This window comes from Luteimonas galliterrae (genome assembly GCF_023374055.1).
In the GTDB taxonomy this organism is placed as follows: Bacteria; Pseudomonadota; Gammaproteobacteria; order Xanthomonadales; family Xanthomonadaceae; genus Luteimonas_C; species Luteimonas_C galliterrae.
The window spans coordinates 116,684-135,018 of sequence record NZ_JAMBEP010000004.1 but is presented as its reverse complement, the minus strand read 5'-3'; the positions used below and the strand labels follow the sequence as shown (position 1 = coordinate 135,018).

At 67.4% G+C, this 18,335-nt stretch carries 18 protein-coding genes; 12 read left to right on the top strand and 6 right to left on the bottom strand.

Features of this window, described 5'->3' with window-relative positions:
* Positions 1-5 precede the first annotated feature (5 nt).
* Both pyrE and M2650_RS14860 read left to right on the top strand, forming a co-directional pair.
* A complete protein-coding gene (gene pyrE / locus M2650_RS14865) occupies positions 6-668 on the top strand; it encodes an orotate phosphoribosyltransferase (protein WP_249475877.1) in 663 nt (220 codons plus the stop codon).
* A 124-nt stretch (positions 669-792) separates the two neighbouring features.
* A complete protein-coding gene (locus M2650_RS14860) occupies positions 793-1,497 on the top strand; it encodes a hypothetical protein (RefSeq protein WP_249475876.1) in 705 nt (234 codons plus the stop codon).
* Positions 1,498-1,687: 190 nt separating this feature from the next.
* On the opposite strand, the gene M2650_RS14855 is transcribed toward M2650_RS14860, so the two are convergent.
* The 3 genes from M2650_RS14855 to coaBC are packed head-to-tail and all read right to left on the bottom strand — an operon-like array spanning position 1,688 to position 5,677.
* The gene (locus M2650_RS14855) at positions 1,688-3,955 is read right to left on the bottom strand and encodes a phosphomannomutase/phosphoglucomutase (protein WP_425602556.1); all 2,268 of its coding nucleotides are present in this window, start codon (positions 3,953-3,955) and stop codon (positions 1,688-1,690) included.
* A gap of 55 nt (positions 3,956-4,010) precedes the next feature.
* Positions 4,011-4,484 carry a dUTP diphosphatase gene (gene dut, locus M2650_RS14850; RefSeq protein ID WP_249475874.1) on the bottom strand — a complete coding sequence of 158 codons (474 nt, stop codon included), beginning with the start codon at positions 4,482-4,484 and terminating at the stop codon, positions 4,011-4,013.
* Positions 4,481-5,677: a bifunctional phosphopantothenoylcysteine decarboxylase/phosphopantothenate--cysteine ligase CoaBC gene (gene coaBC, locus M2650_RS14845; RefSeq protein WP_249475873.1), complete on the bottom strand. Its 1,197-nt coding sequence runs from the start codon at positions 5,675-5,677 to the stop codon at positions 4,481-4,483. Before coaBC ends, dut begins: the two co-directional genes overlap by 4 nt.
* A 122-nt stretch (positions 5,678-5,799) precedes the next feature.
* On the opposite strand from coaBC, the gene radC reads away from it, so the two are divergent.
* From radC to M2650_RS14805, 8 genes are all read left to right on the top strand, one after another.
* Positions 5,800-6,474 carry a RadC family protein gene (radC, locus tag M2650_RS14840; RefSeq protein WP_249475872.1) on the top strand — a complete coding sequence of 225 codons (675 nt, stop codon included), beginning with the start codon at positions 5,800-5,802 and terminating at the stop codon, positions 6,472-6,474.
* Between the two features lie 99 nt (positions 6,475-6,573).
* Positions 6,574-6,798 carry a GIY-YIG nuclease family protein gene (locus M2650_RS14835; protein ID WP_283254812.1) on the top strand — a complete coding sequence of 75 codons (225 nt, stop codon included), beginning with the start codon at positions 6,574-6,576 and terminating at the stop codon, positions 6,796-6,798.
* 234 nt (positions 6,799-7,032) lie between these two features.
* Positions 7,033-8,721 carry an arginine--tRNA ligase gene (argS, locus tag M2650_RS14830; protein ID WP_249475871.1) on the top strand — a complete coding sequence of 563 codons (1,689 nt, stop codon included), beginning with the start codon at positions 7,033-7,035 and terminating at the stop codon, positions 8,719-8,721.
* Between the two features lie 2 nt (positions 8,722-8,723).
* On the top strand, positions 8,724-9,470 hold the full coding sequence (locus tag M2650_RS14825) for an SPOR domain-containing protein (protein ID WP_249475870.1): 747 nt from the start codon (positions 8,724-8,726) through the stop codon (positions 9,468-9,470).
* A gap of 3 nt (positions 9,471-9,473) precedes the next feature.
* Positions 9,474-10,328: a carboxylesterase family protein gene (locus M2650_RS14820; RefSeq protein WP_249475869.1), complete on the top strand. Its 855-nt coding sequence runs from the start codon at positions 9,474-9,476 to the stop codon at positions 10,326-10,328.
* Positions 10,329-10,580: 252 nt separating this feature from the next.
* Positions 10,581-10,943, top strand: coding sequence for a hypothetical protein (locus M2650_RS14815; RefSeq protein WP_249475868.1), 363 nt, complete (start codon positions 10,581-10,583; stop codon positions 10,941-10,943).
* A gap of 39 nt (positions 10,944-10,982) precedes the next feature.
* A complete protein-coding gene (locus M2650_RS14810; protein ID WP_249475867.1) occupies positions 10,983-11,549 on the top strand; it encodes a methyltransferase family protein in 567 nt (188 codons plus the stop codon).
* Positions 11,550-11,700: 151 nt separating this feature from the next.
* Positions 11,701-12,453, top strand: coding sequence for an SDR family NAD(P)-dependent oxidoreductase (locus tag M2650_RS14805; protein ID WP_249475866.1), 753 nt, complete (start codon positions 11,701-11,703; stop codon positions 12,451-12,453).
* A gap of 200 nt (positions 12,454-12,653) precedes the next feature.
* On the opposite strand, the gene speA is transcribed toward M2650_RS14805, so the two are convergent.
* Positions 12,654-14,543: an arginine decarboxylase gene (gene speA, locus M2650_RS14800; protein WP_249475865.1), complete on the bottom strand. Its 1,890-nt coding sequence runs from the start codon at positions 14,541-14,543 to the stop codon at positions 12,654-12,656.
* Between the two features lie 60 nt (positions 14,544-14,603).
* The gene (locus tag M2650_RS14795; RefSeq protein WP_249475864.1) at positions 14,604-16,454 is read right to left on the bottom strand and encodes a M48 family metallopeptidase; all 1,851 of its coding nucleotides are present in this window, start codon (positions 16,452-16,454) and stop codon (positions 14,604-14,606) included.
* A 104-nt stretch (positions 16,455-16,558) separates the two neighbouring features.
* On the opposite strand from M2650_RS14795, the gene speE reads away from it, so the two are divergent.
* Positions 16,559-17,407 carry a polyamine aminopropyltransferase gene (speE, locus tag M2650_RS14790; protein ID WP_249475863.1) on the top strand — a complete coding sequence of 283 codons (849 nt, stop codon included), beginning with the start codon at positions 16,559-16,561 and terminating at the stop codon, positions 17,405-17,407.
* 171 nt (positions 17,408-17,578) lie between these two features.
* Here the strand turns inward: speE and M2650_RS14785 are convergent, their stop codons facing one another.
* Positions 17,579-17,917 carry a P-II family nitrogen regulator gene (locus tag M2650_RS14785; protein ID WP_249475862.1) on the bottom strand — a complete coding sequence of 113 codons (339 nt, stop codon included), beginning with the start codon at positions 17,915-17,917 and terminating at the stop codon, positions 17,579-17,581.
* A 133-nt stretch (positions 17,918-18,050) separates the two neighbouring features.
* Here M2650_RS14785 and ubiK point away from each other — a divergent pair, with 133 nt between their 5' ends.
* Positions 18,051-18,326, top strand: a complete 276-nt coding sequence (gene ubiK, locus M2650_RS14780; RefSeq protein WP_249475861.1) for a ubiquinone biosynthesis accessory factor UbiK — start codon at positions 18,051-18,053, stop codon at positions 18,324-18,326.
* The last annotated feature ends 9 nt before the right edge of the window (positions 18,327-18,335 follow it).

The following is an 18,335-nucleotide window of genomic DNA, read 5'->3' as shown; positions in this document are numbered from 1 at the left end:
GCAACATGGACGATCACCGCTCGCGCTTCCTGCAACTGGCATTGCGCGCCGACGCCCTGCGCTTCGGCGAGTTCACGCTCAAATCCGGGCGCAGCAGCCCCTATTTCTTCAATGCCGGCCGTTTCGATTCGGGCGCGGCGCTGGCCGAGCTGGCCGGCTGCTATGCCGACGCGATCGAACAAGCGGGCATCGGCTTCGATGTGCTGTTCGGCCCGGCCTACAAAGGCATTCCGCTGGCGACGGCGCTGGCCTGCGAGTTCGCGCGCCGCGGCCGCGATCTGCCGCTGGCGTTCAACCGCAAGGAAGCTAAGGCGCACGGCGAGGGCGGCCTGCTGATCGGCGCGCCGCTGGCCGGCAGGCGCGTATTGATCGTCGACGACGTGATCACCGCCGGCACCGCCATCCGCGAAGCCTTGGCGATCATCGCCGATGCCGGCGGCACCGCCGCGGGCATCGCGATCGCGCTCGACCGCCAGGAAGCCGTCGACCCGAACGTGTCGCGACGCTCGGCGGCACAAACTGTCGCGATCGAACAGGGTTTGCCGGTGGTCTCGGTCGCCACCCTCGACGATCTGCTGGCCTATGCCGGCGCTTCGCCCGAACTGGCCGCGCAGCGCGCACGACTGCTGGCCTACCGCGAGGCCTATGGCAGCGACATGCCCGGTTGATCTGCGGCGCCGCGTTGGTAAGGATGCCGGGACGCCCTCTTTGGCGACGGCAGGCAACTCATATGGCCCGACTCTTGCGTATGCCGCTACGAATGGACCGAGCGAAGGACGGCGGGGGCGGATCATGAACAAATTTCTTCCGATGCTGGCAGGGGCGCTGGCGTTGTCGTGGGCCTTGGGCGTTGCCGCGCAGAGCAAACCGCCTAAGCCGTCCAAGCCGACCCCGTCGGCAGCGGCAGCCAAGAAGCTCTATTGCTGGAACGAGAACGGCCGCAAGGTCTGCGGCGACGCGCTGCCGGCCAGCGCCGTGGATAGCGAGCGCACCGAGCTGAGCGGACGCAGCGGCCTGCGCATCGGCGGCGTGGATCGCGCCCTGAACGACGCAGAACGCGCCCAGCATGAAACCGAACAGAAGCGGCTGGCCGCCGAAGCCGAAGCCGCCGAAGCGGCAAAACGGCGCGACTTGGCGCTGGTCGCCTCTTACACGTCCGAAGAAGAACTGCGCCGCGCCTACCGCATCCGCTACGAACTGATCGACGAAGCCATCAAATCGTCGCGCCTGGCCCTGGACAACCTGCACCAGAGCCTGTTGCGCATGTTGGAGCAGGCCGGCGAGAACGAATTGTCCGGCAAGCCGGTGTCCAAGCCTTTGGCCGACAATATCCGCGCGCGCCGCACTAGCTATCTCGACCTGCAGGCGGGCCACCAGAAACAGCAGCGCGAGCGCGCCGCCATCGACGCGCAATTACAGCAAGCCGTGGCGCGCTACCGCGAGATGAAAGCGACCGAGCCGGGCGCAGCGCCGGCGGAAACCAACACTCCGGGCTGATCCCGCGCGTTATCGCGATTCGTCCGGAGCACGCCCTGCTTTTTCCCTCCCCTCTTTGCGGGGAGGGACCGGCCCGAAGGGCCAGGGAGAGGGGCCGGCTTTTCGCGCCATCCAACAAAGCACGGCTCCCTCCGCTCCGCCGCGAGGAGGAGGAAAGCCAAAGCCCGTCGCTTCGGCCAGGGTTTAGCGCTTAGAACGGCAGCGCCAAGCCCGCATCCAACGCCAGCAACCGCGCCCGGAACGCATCCTGGATCCGCGCCAGCGCCTGCGCATCGTTGGCCTCGAAGCGCAGCACCAGGATCGGCGTGGTGTTGGAAGCGCGCACCAGGCCCCAACCGTCGGGCCAGTCCGCACGCAGGCCGTCGATGGTGGACACGCGAGCGCCCTCGAACTCGCCTTGCGCAACGAAACGCGCCACGAACGCATGCGGATCGGCCACCGGCACCTTCAGCTCCGGCGTGGACAGGCCTTCGGGCAAGGTTTCGAAGACCTGATCGGGCGTTTCGCTGCGGCGACCCAGGATCTCCAGCAGGCGCGCGGCGGAATAGATGCCGTCGTCGAAACCGTACCAGCGTTCCTTGAAGAAGAAGTGGCCGCTCATCTCGCCGGCCAGTTCCGCTTCGGTCTCGCGCATCTTGGCCTTGATCAGCGAATGCCCGGTCTTCCACATCAGCGGGCTGCCGCCGTGGCGCAGGATGTACGACGACAGCGCGCCGGTGCACTTGACGTCGTACACGATCACCGCGCCCGGATTGCGTTCGAGCACATCGGCGGCGAACAGCATCAACAGGCGGTCAGGGAAGATGTTGCGCCCGCCGCGGGTGATCACGCCCAGGCGGTCGCCGTCGCCGTCGAATGCGATGCCCAGGTCGGCATCGAGCCGCTCGACCATGCGCTGCAGGTCTTCGAGGTTGTGCGGCTCGCTGGGGTCGGGGTGGTGATTGGGGAAGTTGCCGTCGATTTCGCAATACAGCGGCGTCACCTCTGCGCCGATCGCCTCCAGCACGCGCGGACCGAGCTCGCCGGCGGCGCCGTTGCCGGCGTCCACCACCACTTTCAGGCGGCGGTCGGTCTGGACGTCGGAAGCCACACGGTTGACGTAATCGGCGCTGACGTCGCGCTGCTGCAGCGTGCCGGGCGCCGGCGCGTCGTACAGGCGGCCGTCGGCGATGCGGGCGTACAGGTCGGTGATGGCGTCGCCGGACAGGGTTTCGCCGCCGACCACGATCTTGAAGCCGTTGTAGTCGGGCGGATTGTGGCTGCCGGTCACCGCCACCGCGCTGCCGGTGCGCAGGTGATAGGCGGCGAAATAGATCAGCGGCGTCGGCGCCAGGCCCACGTCGATGACGTTGCGGCCGGCCCTGCGCAGCCCCGCAATCAGGCCGCCCACCATCTCCGGTCCCGACAGGCGACCATCCCGCCCGACCGCGATGTCGGCCAGGCCCTGCTCCTGCATCGACGAGCCGATGGCGTGTCCGATCAGTTCGGCGATGCCCGGATCGAGCGATTCGCCGACTACGCCGCGGATGTCGTAAGCGCGGAAGATGCCGCGGTCGATCATCACCGCAGCGCGCTTGGGCGCTTCCTTCACGTCGATAGTCTTGCGCTCCGGTTCGGCCGGCGCCGCCTGCAGCGCCTGGGTCAGGGTCGGCTGTTCTTCGACGTCGGCCGGAACGCTGCGCGCGGGATCCCAACGCCGCCAAGCCGTCCAAGCGGCTAACGCCAGCCCGGCGAGCACCGCGGCCGCGATCAGGCAAGCCATGCCGTTCAGGCCCCACGGGGCGAAGCTGCCGTCGGGCACCGCGGCGGCGATGCGGAAGTCGCTGCCGGGTACTTTGGCGGACAGCGCTTCTGCGCTGTTCTGCAAGGTTTCGTCGCCGCGCGCGAGGACGGTGTAGCTGCCTTGGCGCAAGGCGAGGTAATCGTCGTCGTCGACATCCGCGGCGGCCAAATTCGCGGTCAGATTCGTCAGCGGGAACCGCGCGTAGACCACGCCTTCGGCCTGCACGCCCATCGTGACCGGCGCGGCCAGCACGAATTGCGGCTTGCCGTGCTCTGCAACCACGCGGGCGACCGGCGCCTTCTTGGCCAACGCGGATTCGATCGTCGCCAGGCGGCCGTAGCCGGTTTTCGGCAGGCCGTCGTACACCGCCTGCAGATCGGCCGGCACCACCTCCGCGCCGAGCAAGCCCGGCCAGCCGGCGGCGATGCGGGCCGCAGCCGCCTGCGGATCGCCCGCTTGCAGCGCGGCCTGCACCGGCGCCTGCGCAAGCTTGTCGCGCAGGCGCTTGGTTTCGCCCCCGATGGCGCTGCCCACCGCGGCCGCTGCGGCATCGCGCTGGGCGGTCAGCGACGCCAGCCGGGCGTCGTCCCGGAACTGCTGCACGCCGGACCATGCCAGCCACAAGGCCAGCAACGCCAGCGCGCCGATCAGCCACGGCAAGGCCGGGCGCAGCATGGCGCCGTCGAAGTTGAAGCGACGCGCTTCGGACTCGGTCATCGGTACTCCCCTGTCATCGCACACCCGTATGGCCGAAGCCGCCTTCGCCGCGTGCGCTGCTGGCGAAACCTTCCACCACTTGCAGCGCCACGCGCACCACCGGCAGCACCACCAATTGGGCGATGCGATCCCCGGGTTGCATCGTAAAAGCCTCGCGGCCGCGGTTCCAGAGGCTGATCAGCAGCGGCCCCTGGTAGTCGGCATCGATCAGGCCGGTGCCGTTGCCCAGCACGATGCCGTGGCGGTGGCCCAGGCCCGAGCGCGGCAACACCACGGCGCACAGGCCCGGATCGGCGAGATGGATCGCCAGCCCGCTCGGCACCAGCGCCGCATCGCCGGGCGCCAGCGTCAACGGCGCATCCAGCGCGGCGCGCAGGTCGAGGCCGGCGCTGGCGTCGGTGGCGTAGGCCGGCAAGGGCCATTCGTCGCCGAAGCGCGGATCCAGCAGTTTCACTTCCAACGGGTGGGCGGCCTGCAGTCCGTTCATGCGCGCAAACGCTCCGCGATCAGATCCAGCAATTCATCGGCCAGCCGCGTCTTGGGCGCGGGGCCGAGCGTGCGCGCGGCCTCGCGCGAATAGACGGTCAAGGCGTTGTCGTCGCTCTCGAAGCCGCTGCCCTGCACGCCGACGCGGTTGGCGGCGATCAGATCCAGGCGCTTCTTCTGCAGCTTGCCGCGCGCATGCGCTTCGACGTCTTGGGTTTCCGCCGCGAAACCGACCACGCAGCGCGGCCGCGACGGCGACGCCGCCACCTCGGCCAGCGTGTCGGGCGTGGGCACCAGTTCCAGGACGAGCGTGTCGGACGACTTCTTGATCTTGTTGTCGGCCACCGCGCGCGGCGCGTAATCGGCGACGGCCGCGGCGCCGATGTAGACGTCTGCCGGCAAGGCGGCGAACACGGCATCGCGCAGCTGGGCGGCCGAGCGTACGTCGGTGCGGCGAACACCTGCCGGCGTAGCCAAGTGCACCGGACCGGCGATCAACGCCACTTCGGCGCCGCGGCGCGCGGCAGCGGCGGCGATCGCGAAGCCCATCTTGCCGCTGCTGCGGTTGCCGACGTAGCGCACCGGATCCAGGTCCTCGTAGGTGGGCCCCGCGCTGACCACGAAGCGCAGGCCGGCGAGATCGCCGGATTCGGCGCCCTGGGCCAGGGCTGCGACGATGTCCTCGGGCTCGCTGAGCCGCCCCGGCCCGGATTCGCCCTCGGCCAGCGGGCCGTCGACCGGGCCGATCACCTGCACGCCGCGTTCGCGCAGCAAAGCCAGGTTGGCCTGGGTGGCCGGATGCAGCCACATGCGGTGGTTCATGGCCGGCGCGACGGTCATCGGCGCGGTCGTGGCCAGGCATAGCGTGGTGACCAGGTCGTCCGCGAAGCCATGCGCCAGCTTGGCCAGGGTATCGGCCGTGGCCGGCGTGACCAGGATCCGGTCGGCCCAGCGCGCCAGTTCGATATGGCCCATCGCCGCTTCGGCGGCCGCGTCCCACAGCGAAGTGCGGACCGGTTCGCCCGATACCGCTTGGAAGCTCGCCGTGCCCACGAAGTGCTGCGCGCCTTCGGTCATCGCCACGCGCACCTGGGCGCCGGCGTCGCGCAGGCGGCGGACCAGTTCGACCGCCTTGTAGGCGGCGATGCCGCCGCAGACGCACAGCAGTACTCGTTGTCCCGTCAGCGATGCCACGCGGCGCGGATTCCTACGGCGAAACAGGCCGCTAGCTTACCCGATGGGTCGCTGGCGCCCGATTCCGCGCGGCCAAAAGCCTCCATAGGGTGAAGCGCGTCCACAAAACAGAGTCCTCGATCTTGCGCATCCGCGACTGGCCCCCGCCCGAACGTCCGCGCGAAAAGCTCCTGGCCCGCGGCGCCGCCAGCCTGTCGGATGCCGAGCTGCTGGCCATTTTCCTGGGTTCGGGCTTGCGTGGCCGGGATGCGGTCGCCACCGCGCGCGACCTGCTCGCGCGGCACGGACCGCTGCGCGCGCTGCTGGAACGCCCGCCGTCGGCGCTGGCCGGATTGCCGGGGCTGGGCCCGGCGCGCGTTTGCGCCCTGGCCGCCGCGCTGGAGCTGGGCAACCGCCACCTGGCCGGCACGTTGGAACGCGGGGACGCCTTCAGCGATCCGGGCGCGGCAGGCCGCTATTTCGCGCTGCGCCTGCGCCACCATGGCCACGAAGTCTTCGCCGCGTTGTTCTTGGATACCCGCAACCGCGCCATCGCCTTCGAGGAACTGTTCCGCGGCACGGTCGACAGCAGCGAGGTGCACCCTCGCGAAGTCGCGCGGCGCGCCATGGCGCACAACGCCGCGGCGGTGATCGTCGGCCACAACCATCCCAGCGGCAATCCGGAACCCAGTGCGGCCGATCGCGCCGTCACTGCGCGCCTGAAACAGGCGCTCGGACTGCTGGATGTGCGTCTGCTCGACCATTTCGTGATCGGCGATGGCCCGCCGGTGTCGCTGGCGGCGCGGGGGTGGGTGTGAGCTCGCCGACAAAGCCCCGTTCTCTCACTTCCGTCATCCCGAACGAAGTGAGGGACCTGTTTTTTCTCCATTCGCCTCGATTCCAGCCGCCCCTACTCAATGACTGACCGGGTCTTTCACGTCTATATCTCGGCGAGCCGCTCCCGCGCCCTCTACATCGGCGTCACCAACGATCTAATGCGCCGAATCTTCGAACATCGCCAACATCTGGTGCCAGGGCATACTGCCCGCTACCGGATAACGCGACTGGTGCATTACGAAACCTTGGACAACGTGCTCGCTGCAATCGGTAGAGAGAAGCAGCTCAAGGGTTGGCGCCGGTAGAAGAAGATCGCGTTGATACAAGCGAACAATCCTACCTGGGAGGATCTGTCCACCGATTGGTACTGCTAGACCGATTGCGTTCGGCCTTAAAGCTAAGCAGGTCCCTCGCTGCGTTCGGGATGACGATGTTGGGGAGCTCGCGGCACAGGCGACTCCTCGTGCACGGGTGCCCGAACCGCTGCCCCTGACCTCCTCGCGTACAATCGCGCATCCCGCATCACCTCCCGAGAGCCCGTGAAAGCCCCGCTCCGCGCCCTGATCGAACAGGGCATCGCCCAATTGCGTTCCGCCGGCGCGCTGCCGGCCGATGCCGCCACGCCCGACTTCGTGGTCGAACGACCCAAGGACCGCAGCCACGGCGACTTCGCCACCAATGCCGCCATGCTGCTGGCCAAGCCCGCCCGCAGCAATCCGCGTGCGCTGGCGCAGCAGCTGGTCGAAGCGATCCCGGCCTCGGGCGATATCGCCAAGGTCGACATCGCCGGGCCGGGTTTCATCAATATCCATCTGTCCCCCGCGGCCTACCAGCGCGAAGTGGCCAAGGTACTCGCCGACGGGGCAGGCTACGGCCGCAATACGTCCGGCAAGGGCGTCCGCGCCGGCGTCGAATACGTGTCGGCCAATCCCACCGGTCCGTTGCACGTCGGCCACGGCCGCGCCGCGGCCATCGGCGACAGCATCGCGCGCGTGCTCGCGGCCAACGGCTGGGAGGTGATGCGCGAGTTCTACTACAACGACGCCGGCGCGCAGATCGACAACCTGGCCAAATCGGTGCAAGCGCGCGCCAAGGGCCTGGGCCCGGACGACGCCAGCTGGCCGGCCGACGGGTATCGCGGCGACTACATCAAGGACGTCGCCACCGCCTATCTGAACGGCGAGACCGTCGAGTTCGAAAACCACTCCGAGACCGGCGCCAAGGATCCCGACGATTTCGAGGCGATCCGCCGTTTCGCCGTGGCCTACCTGCGCCGCGAGCAGAACCTGGACCTGGCCGCGTTCGGCGTGGGCTTCGACGTGTATTTCCTGGAATCGTCCCTGTACGCCGACGACAAGGTGGAAGAGACCGTGCGCGAACTGATCGCCCACGGCCACACCTATGAGGAAGGCGGCGCGCTGTGGCTGCGCAGCACCGATTTCGGCGACGACAAGGACCGCGTGATGCGCAAGTCCGACGGCGCCTACACCTATTTCGTGCCGGACGTGGCCTACCACTTGTCGAAATGGCAGCGCGGCTACAAGCGCGCGATCACCGAACTGGGCGCCGACCACCACGGCTCGCTGATGCGGGTAAAAGCCGGGTTGCAGGCGCTGGATGCGGGCATTCCTGCCGGTTATCCGGAGTACGTGCTGCACCAGATGGTCACGGTGATGCGCGGCGGCAAGGAAGTGAAACTCGGCAAGCGCGCCGGCAACTTCCTCACGCTGCGCGACTTGATCGAGGAAGCGGGACGCGACGCCACGCGCTGGTTCCTGATCGCGCGCAAACCCGATTCGCAATTGACCTTCGACATCGATCTGGCGCGCCAGCAGAGCAACGACAACCCGGTGTTCTACGTGCAGTACGCGCACGCCCGCGTTTGCAGCCTGCTGCGCCAGGCGACCGAAAAAGGCTATGCGTACGACCAGGCCAACGGCCTGGCGCACCTGGATCTGCTGGGCGACGACGCCTCGCAGGCCTTGCTGGTGGAACTGACGCGCTATCCGGAAGTGGTGGAGACCGCCGCCGACGCGCTGGAACCGCACCTGATCTCGATCTACCTGCGCGACCTGGCCAACGCCTTCCACACCTGGTACCACGCCACGCCGGTGCTGGTGGACAATGCCGACACGCGCGACGCACGATTGGCGCTGGCCTCGGCCACGCGCCAGGTACTTAAAAACGGGCTGGATTTGTTGGGCGTAAGCGCCCCGGAGACGATGTAGCAATGGCAGCAAGACGCGGCAAGTCGCAGGCGCGGCGCAACAGCGGCAACGGCATCCCCGGTTGGGCCTGGCTGATCCTCGGCGTGGTGCTGACCATCGGCGTGATCCTGGCGGCGCCCAAGCTGCTCAAGTCCGACGGCAAGGACGGTTTCTTCCGTCCCAAGCCCAATCCGGATGCGCAGCCGGCGGCCAGCAGCGCCGGCGACGACAACGACGCGGTGGTGCCGGAAGACGCCGGCAACGACGGCGGCGCCAAGCCGGAGGCGGCGGCCGAATCCGACTACGATTTCTACACCTTGCTGCCCGGCAAGGAAGTCAAGATGTCCGACGCCGAACTCGCCGCCACCGCGCGCGAGGAAGAGGCCCGGCAGCAGCGCGCCGCCGCCGCGCAGCCCGCGCAGTCGGAAGATGCGGCCGACTTGGCCACGCCGGCGACCACCGCGCCCACGACGACCGCACCCGCAACGGCGGCCGCTGCGACGACTGCGGCCGCCGCCGGTCCGGCAGCCGGTAGCGACGCGCGCTACATCCTGCAGGCCGGCGCATTCGGCGCGTCCGGCGATGCGGAAGCTTTGAAGGCCCGCATCGCATTGCTCGGCTTGAATGCCCGCGTCGAATCGGCCGTCATCAAAGACAAGACCGTCTACCGGGTGCGCATGGGGCCGTACGGCACCGCGTCGGAGCTGGCCGAAGCCAAGGGCAAGCTCGGCAACGGCGGCTTGCCCGCCATGGCGATCAAGGCGAAATAAACGATGGCGATGTCTTCTTCGGGCGCCGCCTCGCGCGGCCTGGCCCTGGCGCTGTGCGCGCTGCTGGGCGCCTGTGCCACCGTCGACACCGGCGTCGACCGCATCGACGCCGCTCCGGTGCTCGATCCGGCCGTGCTGCAATCGCTGCCCGGCGCCGATTTCGCGGAAGGCGAGTTCCGCGCCAAGAACGGCGTACGCATCCCTTATCGCTGGCTCGCGCCGGCCAACGCCGACGAGGATAAGCAATACCCGCTCGTGCTGGTGCTGCACAGTTCGGGCCAGATCGGCGACGACAACCGCGGCCAGTTGAACGGCTTCGCGCGCACCTGGGCCGCACCGGAGCTGCGTACGCGCTATCAGGCGTTCGTGCTGGTGCCGCAGTTCCCGACGCGCAGCGCCGAGTACGACGATTCGGCCAAACCGCAGCTCGCGCGCGGCACGCCGGCGCTGTCGGCCGCGCTGGAGATGGTGGATGCGTTCGTCGCCGGACATCCGGTGGATCGGCGCCGCATCTACGTCACCGGTTTTTCGATGGGCGGCTCGGCCACCTGGCTGGCCCCGCTGCTGCGGCCGGACCTGTTCGCGGCAGCGATGCCGATTTCCGGCATCGCACCCGATCGCGCATCGGCTCCGCGGCTGACAGCGTTGCCGATCCGGGTATTGCACGGCGATGCCGACACCGAGAATCCGATCGATTCCGATCGTGCGATGGTCGCCGCGATCCGCGCGGCGGGCGGCGAAAACGTGCGCCTGCGCGAGTACGCCGGCCTGGAACACACGGTTGCGGGCGATGTCTTCCTCGGCACTTGGTGGCGCGACTGGATGTTCGAGCAGCGCCGTCCCAAGCCCGAAGAATGACGTAGGGTGGGCCTTGGCCCACCATCGCCGTCCAACATCCGCGACGGATAAAGGGCGAAGCCCAGCTATCGTCCTTCCGATGGGATTTAGCCACGATCGCGACATGGCAATGGTGGGCCAAGGCCCACCCTACGGCGATCTCAGGGTTGGCGACGCGCTCGAATCCGCGCTTTGCGACGCGCGTCAAAACCGCATCGCGGCCGTTGAGAAGACCTGCGCGGACAATGCTTCCCCAAGAGAGAGGAAGCCGTCATGGTCATCGAAGCCGCCCTGATCAAGCCCGTCGTCGACGTTCTGCTGGCCCTGTTCAGGCAGGGCGAAAACCTGCAGCTGAAAAGCAGCGCCGAAGCCGCGGTGCGCGAAGCGATCCGCGAACTGCTGTTGGCCAATCCCGACGAGAACAAGGCCGAAGCCCGGATCGCGGTGGCCAAGGCGGCCGGCATCCTGTCGGAGGACGTGGTCCTGGCCGAAGACATGCTGAAGAAGCACCGCGCCACCAAGACCCGCACCAACGGCAAGGCTTCGACCGGGCGCAAGCGCAAGCCGGCCGAGCCCAAGGCCGAGAAGGCGCCGGCGAAATCGGCACCCAAGAAGGCGGCCAAGAAAGCCGCATAGGCGTAGGCTGGGCGGACCTGCCGCGGCGGTCCGCCCACGATGGCCAGCAAACTTTTTTTCGCGCTTTGCCTGATCTGGTTGGCCAGCGAACTCTGGCTCGGCTGGCGGCGCCGTTCGTCCGATGCGGCGCGCACGCGCGACAGCGGCACGTTGCGGTTGTTGCTGATCACCATTTATTGCTGTATCGCGCTCGCGGCCTGGTTTTCGTATAGCGGTTGGCTGCGCTTCCCTGCCGGCGTGCGCGAGCCGCTGTTCTGGACCGGACTGGGGCTGATGGTCGGCGGCATGCTGTTCCGCGGGTGGGCGGTGCGCGTACTCGCGGACTATTTCACCGTCGACGTGACGATCCGTCCCGATCACCAGCTGATCCGTAACGGACCCTATCGCTGGCTGCGACACCCCTCGTACACGGGTTCGCTGACGACGTTCTACGGATTCGCGTTGGCGCTGGGCAACTTCGGCTCGCTGGCGATGGTCGTGCTGCCGGTCACCGCGGCCTTTCTGTGGCGGATCCGCATCGAAGAGCGCGTGCTGTCGGAAGCGTTTCCGGCGCAGTACGCCGCTTATGCGCGCGAAACCAAACGATTGCTGCCGTATCTCTGGTGACCCGGCACTCTTTCTTGCGAGGCGGCTTCTGTAGGAGCGGCTTCAGCCGCGAGCTTTTCAAGCCCTGGCATAAGGGTCAAGAGCTCGCGGCTGAAGCCGCTCCTACAGAAGCCATCCCACAAAGGCCAGCGCCTTCTTCTAGAATCGCGGCATGGACAAGACCATCCTGATCACCGGCGCCACCTCCGGTTTCGGCGCCGCCGCCGCAGAACGCTTCGCGAGCGCCGGCTGGCGCGTCGTCGTCACCGGTCGCCGTGCGGACCGGCTGCGGCAGTTCGTCGACCGCCACGGCGCGGATCGCGTGCATGCCGCTGCGTTCGACATCCGCGATACGGACGCGATGCTTGCGGCCATCGATGCCATTCCGCCCGCGTTCGCCGATATCGACGTGCTGGTCAACAATGCCGGCCTCGCGCTCGGCACCGCGCCGGCGCAGCGCGCCGATCTGGCGCAGTGGCGGCAGATGATCGACACCAATGCGACGGCGCTGGTCGCGTTGACGCACCGGTTGCTGCCGGGCCTGATCGAGCGCAAAGGCGCGATCGTCAACATCAGTTCCATCGCCGGCAGCTATCCGTACACCGGCGGCAACGTCTACGGCGCGACGAAAGCCTTCGTCACCCAATTCTCGCTGGGTTTGCGCAGCGACCTGCACGGCACCGGCGTGCGGGTCACGTCGATCGAACCCGGCTTGGCCGAGACCGAGTTCACGTTGGTACGTACCAGCGGCGACCAGGGCGCGTCGGACAAGCTATACGAAGGCGCGCATCCGATCACCGGCGAAGACATTGCCGAAACGATCTGGTGGGTGGCCAACCTGCCGCCGCACCTGAACATCAACCGGCTGGAAGTGATGCCGGTGAGCCAGTCGTTTGCGGGATTCCAGATCCATCGCGACGCTTAGGCGTCGCTTTGCTTTTTTAAGCCGTCATTCCCGCGAAGGCGGGAATCCAGTGACTTTAGCGCTGCCGCCAGATACCGACGGCGCTACCTGCCATACCGTGCGCCCTCACCCAACCCTCTCCCGCAAGCGGGAGAGGGCTAAGGCCAAGGCAAAGTCACTGGATTCCCGCCTTCGCGGGAATGACGGCTAAAAACGCAACCTCAAGCCAGCGGCGTATCGTCGAGGTAGGTGTATCCGGTCAACCCGGCCTCTAGCGCCGCATTCATGCGCTCGGATTCGTCCGCAGGCAATTTTGCAGCGGCGACCTTGTCCTGGTAAGCCTTGCGCAGATCGTCCAGCTTGTAGCCCACGTAATCGAGCATGACGTCGGTGGTATCGCCGCGTCGCTGCTGCGCGATAGCGTGACCGTCGCCTTGCACCCGCACTTCGATCGCATCTGTGTCGCCGAACAGGTTGTGGATGTCGCCCAGGATCTCCTGGTAGGCGCCGACCAGGAAGAAGCCGAGCCGATAGCTTTCGCCCGGACGCAGCGCATGCAGCGGCAACGAAGAGTCCAGGTCCTCGTTCTCGACATAGGTGTCGATCTTGCCGTCCGAATCGCAAGTCAGGTCGGCGATCACGCCGCGCCGCTCGGGAACTTCGTTCAGGCGCTCGATCGGCACGATCGGGAACACCTGGTCGATCGCCCACACGTCCGGCATCGATTCGAACACGCTGAAATTGACGAAATACTTGTCGACCAGGCGTTCGTTGAGCTCGTCCAGCAGGGGGCGATGGCTTTTTTCGTCGTAGGTGAGCCGCGATTTCACCGCATGGGCGATCGCGTAGAACAGATCGTCGATGCGCGCCCGGTGCGCCAGGTCGATCTGGCCCAGCGCGTACAGCGTCAACCCTTCCGCATGGAAATGCTGCGCTTCCTGGAACAGCTCGACCGCGGGACGCGCGTCGATTTCGCCGTGGATCTCGCGCAGGTGGCGGATGACCGCCGGCTCGTCGTCGTGCGCATCGGGCACGCGGCCTTCCGGCGCGCGTTCGACTTCGGACACGTTGGCCACCAGCACGGCATGGTGCGCGGTCATCGCGCGGCCGCATTCGGTGACGATGCGCGGCGGCGCCAGGCCGTGCTCTTCGCAGGCCTCGGCCAGCGGCTGCACGATGTTGGACGCGTACTGGCCGACGCCGTAGTTGACCGAACAGAAGCTGCGCGACCGCGTGCCCTCGTAATCGATGCCCAGGCCGCCGCCGACGTCGACATGCGAAATCTTCGCGCCGAGCTTGGACAGCTCGACGAAGTAGCGCGTCGCCTCGCGCATGCCGTTGGCGATGTCGCGGACGTTGGAGATCTGCGAACCCATGTGGAAATGGAGCAGGCCTAGGCAGTCGCTCATGCCGCTGTCGCGCAACGACTTCCACAGATCCAGCACCTGGCGCGGGCTGAGCCCGAACTTGGCCTTGTCGCCGCCGCTGTTCTGCCATTTGCCGGCGCCGAGCGACGCCAGCCGCATGCGTACGCCCAGGCCGGGCCTGACGCCCAACGCCTCGGCTTCTTCCATCACCAGCGGCAGCTCGGAGGGCTTTTCCACCACGATGTAGGTCTGCAGGCCCAGCTTGCGGCCGATCAGCGCCAGGCGGATGTATTCGCGGTCCTTGTAGCCGTTGCAGACGATCAGTCCGCCCGGCCGCGACAAGGCGAGCACCGCCATCAGTTCCGGCTTGCTGCCCGCTTCCAGGCCGAAACCTTCGCCCGCGTGCGAAGCGAGCGTGCCGGCCACGCCGTAATGCTGGTTGACCTTGATCGGATACACGGCGGTGTAGCCGCCTTTGTAGTCCCACTCGCCCTGCGCCTGCGCGAACGCGGCCTGCAGCTTGCCCAGACGGTCGCCCAGGATGTCGGGGAAGCGCACCAGCACCGGCATGTTGGCGCCAGCGGCCATGGCCTCGTTGATCACTTCCGGCAACGCGATCGTCGGTCCGCGCTCGCCTTTGGGACGCACCACGATGCGGCCCGCGCCGTCGACATCGAAATAGCCTTCGGCCCAGTGCGGGATCGAATAGGTCTTGCGGGCTTGGTCGAGCGACCAGGCGGTCATGGGCGTAGGTCCGGCGGAAAGCGAGCGCGCATTCTACCTGCGCACCGCGCAACGGGGATGTCAGCGTCGCTTGCGGTAGATCGGCTCGCCGCAGGCCCGCCGCACCCGCTTCGCCATGTCGCGGTGATCGGTATCGGTCATCACCGAATGGCTGCCGGGCAGCTCGAAAGCGTCGGAAAGCCGCTTCAAGCCCGCCGCCTCGCTGACCACCGAACCGCGCCAGTCCACCAGAACGACGTAGTGCGGCGGTTCTTCGGCCATGTCGATGCGCTTGCGCGCCAGCCAGGCCTGGGCGACGCGCTCGCTGCGCGCGAGCACCACGCGCAGGCCGTGCAGCGCGGCTTCGTCCAGATCGTGCGCCAGCAGATCGTCTTCGCCGGCCACGGTGTCGCGCGCATCCAGCGACTGCGCGCGCGGCGCGAACGCCTCGCGCAAGGACGACAACTCGGCGGCCGTCGCCGCGTCCAGCGCGGGATCACGGGCGAAATCGTCGACATCGGCCAGCACGGGGCGGATCGCGCCGGGATCGAGCTGCATCGCACGGCGCAGGCGCGCGATGCCGCGCGGCCTGTCGCCGGCGCGCAGATCCAGCAAACCTGCGCGGTAGTGCGCCATGGCGCTGTCGGGCAAGCGTGCGATGGCTTTCTCGTACAGCGGCAACGCGTCGAAATCCGGACGCAGCTTTTCGATCAGCCGCGCGTACTCGAGCGTCTCGGCCGGCGTCGGCTCCGCGCGACCTTCGATCTCGGCCAGGCGGTTTCGATCGGCGGAGGCCGCCTGATACTGCTCGATCCATTGCGCTTCGATTTCGCTGCGCCATTGCGCATCGAGCTGGCGTTCTATTTGCGGGACCAGATCGCCGAGCCAATCGGACGCCGCGCTCGCTTCCGCGCGGCCGCGCAGGGCGAGCGCCGCATCCATCGCGGCGACGCGCTGCGCGAGCGGCGGATGGGTGTCGTCGAGATCGGCTTCCCGCCGGACGACCGCGGCCAGCCGGGACAGGTCCGTTTCCGCCGGACGCTGCAGCAATCGCGCGATGTCGGCGTGCAGCTGCAGCGGCGGATGCCGTTGCGCATGCACGCGCGCCTGCACGCGCGGCCAGAAATCGCGTTGCAGCCGCTGCGATGCGATTTCCACCCGGATCAGCGCGCTCGCCGCGACATCCGCGCCGGTCGCCCGCGCCGCCGCGGCATCGGCTTCGTATTCGTTGCTGCGCGCCAGCACGAAGCTGTAGGCGTTGAAATATGGCACGTACCAGGCGAAGAACTTGCCCAGCAGCCGCGCGGCGATACCGCCGCGGTTAGAAAGCCCTTCCAGCACGCGGTACCAGCTCAGGCGCACGCGATAGATCCAGCCTGTGAACGGCCCGTGGCGCGCGCCGAAATGGCCGAATTCGTGCGCGATCACCGAAGCCAGTTCGGCGCGGTCGAGCAATTGCATCATCGGCAGGCCCAGCACCAGATAGTGCCGGTGCCCGAGCAGTCCGAATGCGCGCGGCACGTCGCTGGCCGACGCGTTGAGCTCGCCGTCGATGACGATGCCGTCCAACGGCGGCGCGCCGACCGCCAGGCGCAGGCGCTCCACTTCGGCTTCCAGCAACGGCGCCGCGCCCGGCGCCAGTGCGTAGCCGGTAGGCGCGCCGAAGCGTATCCACAACGCGCGCAGCACCACCACGCCGAACGCACCGGGCAACAAGATGGCGTAGGCGAGCGAAGGGTCGGTGCGCCCGGTCGCCCACATCACGATCAGCAGACCCAGCGGCAAGCCCAGCGCGACCGCCAGGATCAGCACCAGCACCGCATAGCCGGCCAGGGCCAGCAGCGCCAGCTTCAGCCGATAACGCTGCGGCGCCTCGCGCGCCTCGATCTGCAGCCGCTCCACCAATGCCGCATGCCCGGCGACCGATGCCATGGTTCGTCCCCCGCTGTCCCGTCCGCATCGTAACGGTGACATCGGCCCGTTACGAGTCCTCCGCTACAATCCACGCCCCGGCAATCGCGACTTTGGACGCCCGCATGACCGCCCCCACCTGGATTTACGAGAATTTCGAACCCGCCGGCTCGGCCATCGGCTACCGCATCGTCCGCAAGCTGGACGAGGTGCAGTCGCCTTTCCAGAAGATCGAGATCTATGAAAGTACGGACTGGGGCAATCTGATGCTGATCGACGGCGCGATGATGCTGACCACGCGCGACAATTTCCTGTACCACGAGATGATGTCGCACCCGGCGCTGTTCACCCACGCCGATCCGAAGCAGGTCGTGATCATCGGCGGCGGCGACTGCGGCACGCTGCGCGAAGTGCTCAAGCATCCGGGCGTGGCCAAGGCCGTGCAATGCGATATCGACGAGCAGGTGACGCGCATGGCGGAGCGATATTTCCCCGAGCTGTGCGAATCCAATAGCGACTCGCGTGCGGAATTGCTGTTCGACGACGGCATCGCCTACATGAAGAATGCGGCGCCGGGCAGCCTGGATATCGTGATCGTCGATTCCACCGATCCGGTCGGCCCGGCGGAGGGCCTGTTCAACAAGTCGTTCTACGAATCCTGCTTCCGCGCGCTCAAGGACGACGGCATCCTGGTGCAGCAGTCCGAATCGCCGCTGGTGCTGCTGGACCTGATCAAGGAAATGCGCGGCGAGATGGGCAAGGCCGGATTCAAGGCATTCAAGACGCTGCCGTTCCCGCAGCCGTGCTATCCGACCGGGTGGTGGAGCTGCACCTTGGCGCGCAAGGGCGGCGGATTCGATTTCCGCGAGAAGGATGCGGCCGCCAAGCGCTTCGACACGAAGTATTACAGCGCCGATATCCATCGCGGTGCGGCGACGTTGCCGCCGTTCGTGGCTGCTGCCCTCGGCGAATAAGTAGCCCGGGTAAGCCAAAGGCCGCACCCGGGAACCTGCGCCGCCACAGGAACACCCGAGTGCGCTTCGCTTACCCGGGCTACGTTGGCACTATTTTCGTAGGTGCGAATTCATTCGCACGCTTTCTCGATCAAGTCAAAAGCGTGCGAATGAATTCGCACCTACGAAAAACTACAACGCGTCTCCATCCAACTCGCCGGTACGGATCCGCACCACCCGCTCCAAATCCCACACGAACACTTTGCCGTCGCCGATCTTGCCGGTGCCGGCGGCCTTCATGATCGCCTCGGTCACCGCGTCGACCAGCTCGTCGGTCACCGCGACTTCCAGTTTGATCTTGGGCAGGAAGTCGACCACGTACTCCGCGCCGCGATACAGTTCGGTGTGGCCCTTCTGCCGGCCGAAGCCTTTGACCTCGGTGACGGTGATGCCGGCCACGCCGGCCTCGGCCAGCGCCTCGCGGACGTCGTCGAGCTTGAACGGCTTGATGATCGCCATGACCATCTTCATGTGAGTCCTCCCGTTAATCCTGGCTCAGGATAATCGGATTTTTCCTACCCCGCGCCGCGGCCCGGGCCGACGCCGTTTTCACACCGCGCCGGCGCATGCTGGGTGCGCCCTCGCCCCCAAGGACGAATGCCCCATGATCGACCTGAGCCATATCGACGAACTCGCCCGCCGTCTCAGCAACCTCGTACCGCCCGGCCTGCGCGAAGGGCGGGAGGAAATGCAGGAGAACTTCAAGGCCGTGCTGCAGGGCGGCCTGGCCAAGCTCGATCTGGTGACGCGCGAAGAATTCGACGTGCAGCGCGCGGTGCTGCTGCGCACCCGCGAGAAGCTGGAGGCGCTGGAGCGCGCCGTCGCCGAACTCGAAGCGCAGGTGGGCGTCGCCGACGCCGCACCGATGCAACAGCATTAGCGCACCGGC

Excerpts from the sequence above, each read along its gene's own strand:
- pyrE (WP_249475877.1), top strand. The coding sequence starts at position 6 with ATGGACGATCACCGCTCGCGCTTCCTGCAACTGGCATTGCGCGCCGAC.
- M2650_RS14860 (WP_249475876.1), top strand. The coding sequence starts at position 793 with ATGAACAAATTTCTTCCGATGCTGGCAGGGGCGCTGGCGTTGTCGTGG.
- M2650_RS14855 (WP_425602556.1), bottom strand. The coding sequence starts at position 3,955 with ATGCTGCGCCCGGCCTTGCCGTGGCTGATCGGCGCGCTGGCGTTGCTG.
- dut (WP_249475874.1), bottom strand. The coding sequence starts at position 4,484 with ATGAACGGACTGCAGGCCGCCCACCCGTTGGAAGTGAAACTGCTGGAT.
- M2650_RS14835 (WP_283254812.1), top strand. The coding sequence starts at position 6,574 with ATGACTGACCGGGTCTTTCACGTCTATATCTCGGCGAGCCGCTCCCGC.
- M2650_RS14825 (WP_249475870.1), top strand. The coding sequence starts at position 8,724 with ATGGCAGCAAGACGCGGCAAGTCGCAGGCGCGGCGCAACAGCGGCAAC.
- M2650_RS14820 (WP_249475869.1), top strand. The coding sequence starts at position 9,474 with ATGGCGATGTCTTCTTCGGGCGCCGCCTCGCGCGGCCTGGCCCTGGCG.
- M2650_RS14815 (WP_249475868.1), top strand. The coding sequence starts at position 10,581 with ATGGTCATCGAAGCCGCCCTGATCAAGCCCGTCGTCGACGTTCTGCTG.
- M2650_RS14810 (WP_249475867.1), top strand. The coding sequence starts at position 10,983 with ATGGCCAGCAAACTTTTTTTCGCGCTTTGCCTGATCTGGTTGGCCAGC.
- M2650_RS14805 (WP_249475866.1), top strand. The coding sequence starts at position 11,701 with ATGGACAAGACCATCCTGATCACCGGCGCCACCTCCGGTTTCGGCGCC.
- speA (WP_249475865.1), bottom strand. The coding sequence starts at position 14,543 with ATGACCGCCTGGTCGCTCGACCAAGCCCGCAAGACCTATTCGATCCCG.
- M2650_RS14795 (WP_249475864.1), bottom strand. The coding sequence starts at position 16,454 with ATGGCATCGGTCGCCGGGCATGCGGCATTGGTGGAGCGGCTGCAGATC.
- speE (WP_249475863.1), top strand. The coding sequence starts at position 16,559 with ATGACCGCCCCCACCTGGATTTACGAGAATTTCGAACCCGCCGGCTCG.
- M2650_RS14785 (WP_249475862.1), bottom strand. The coding sequence starts at position 17,917 with ATGAAGATGGTCATGGCGATCATCAAGCCGTTCAAGCTCGACGACGTC.
- ubiK (WP_249475861.1), top strand. The coding sequence starts at position 18,051 with ATGATCGACCTGAGCCATATCGACGAACTCGCCCGCCGTCTCAGCAAC.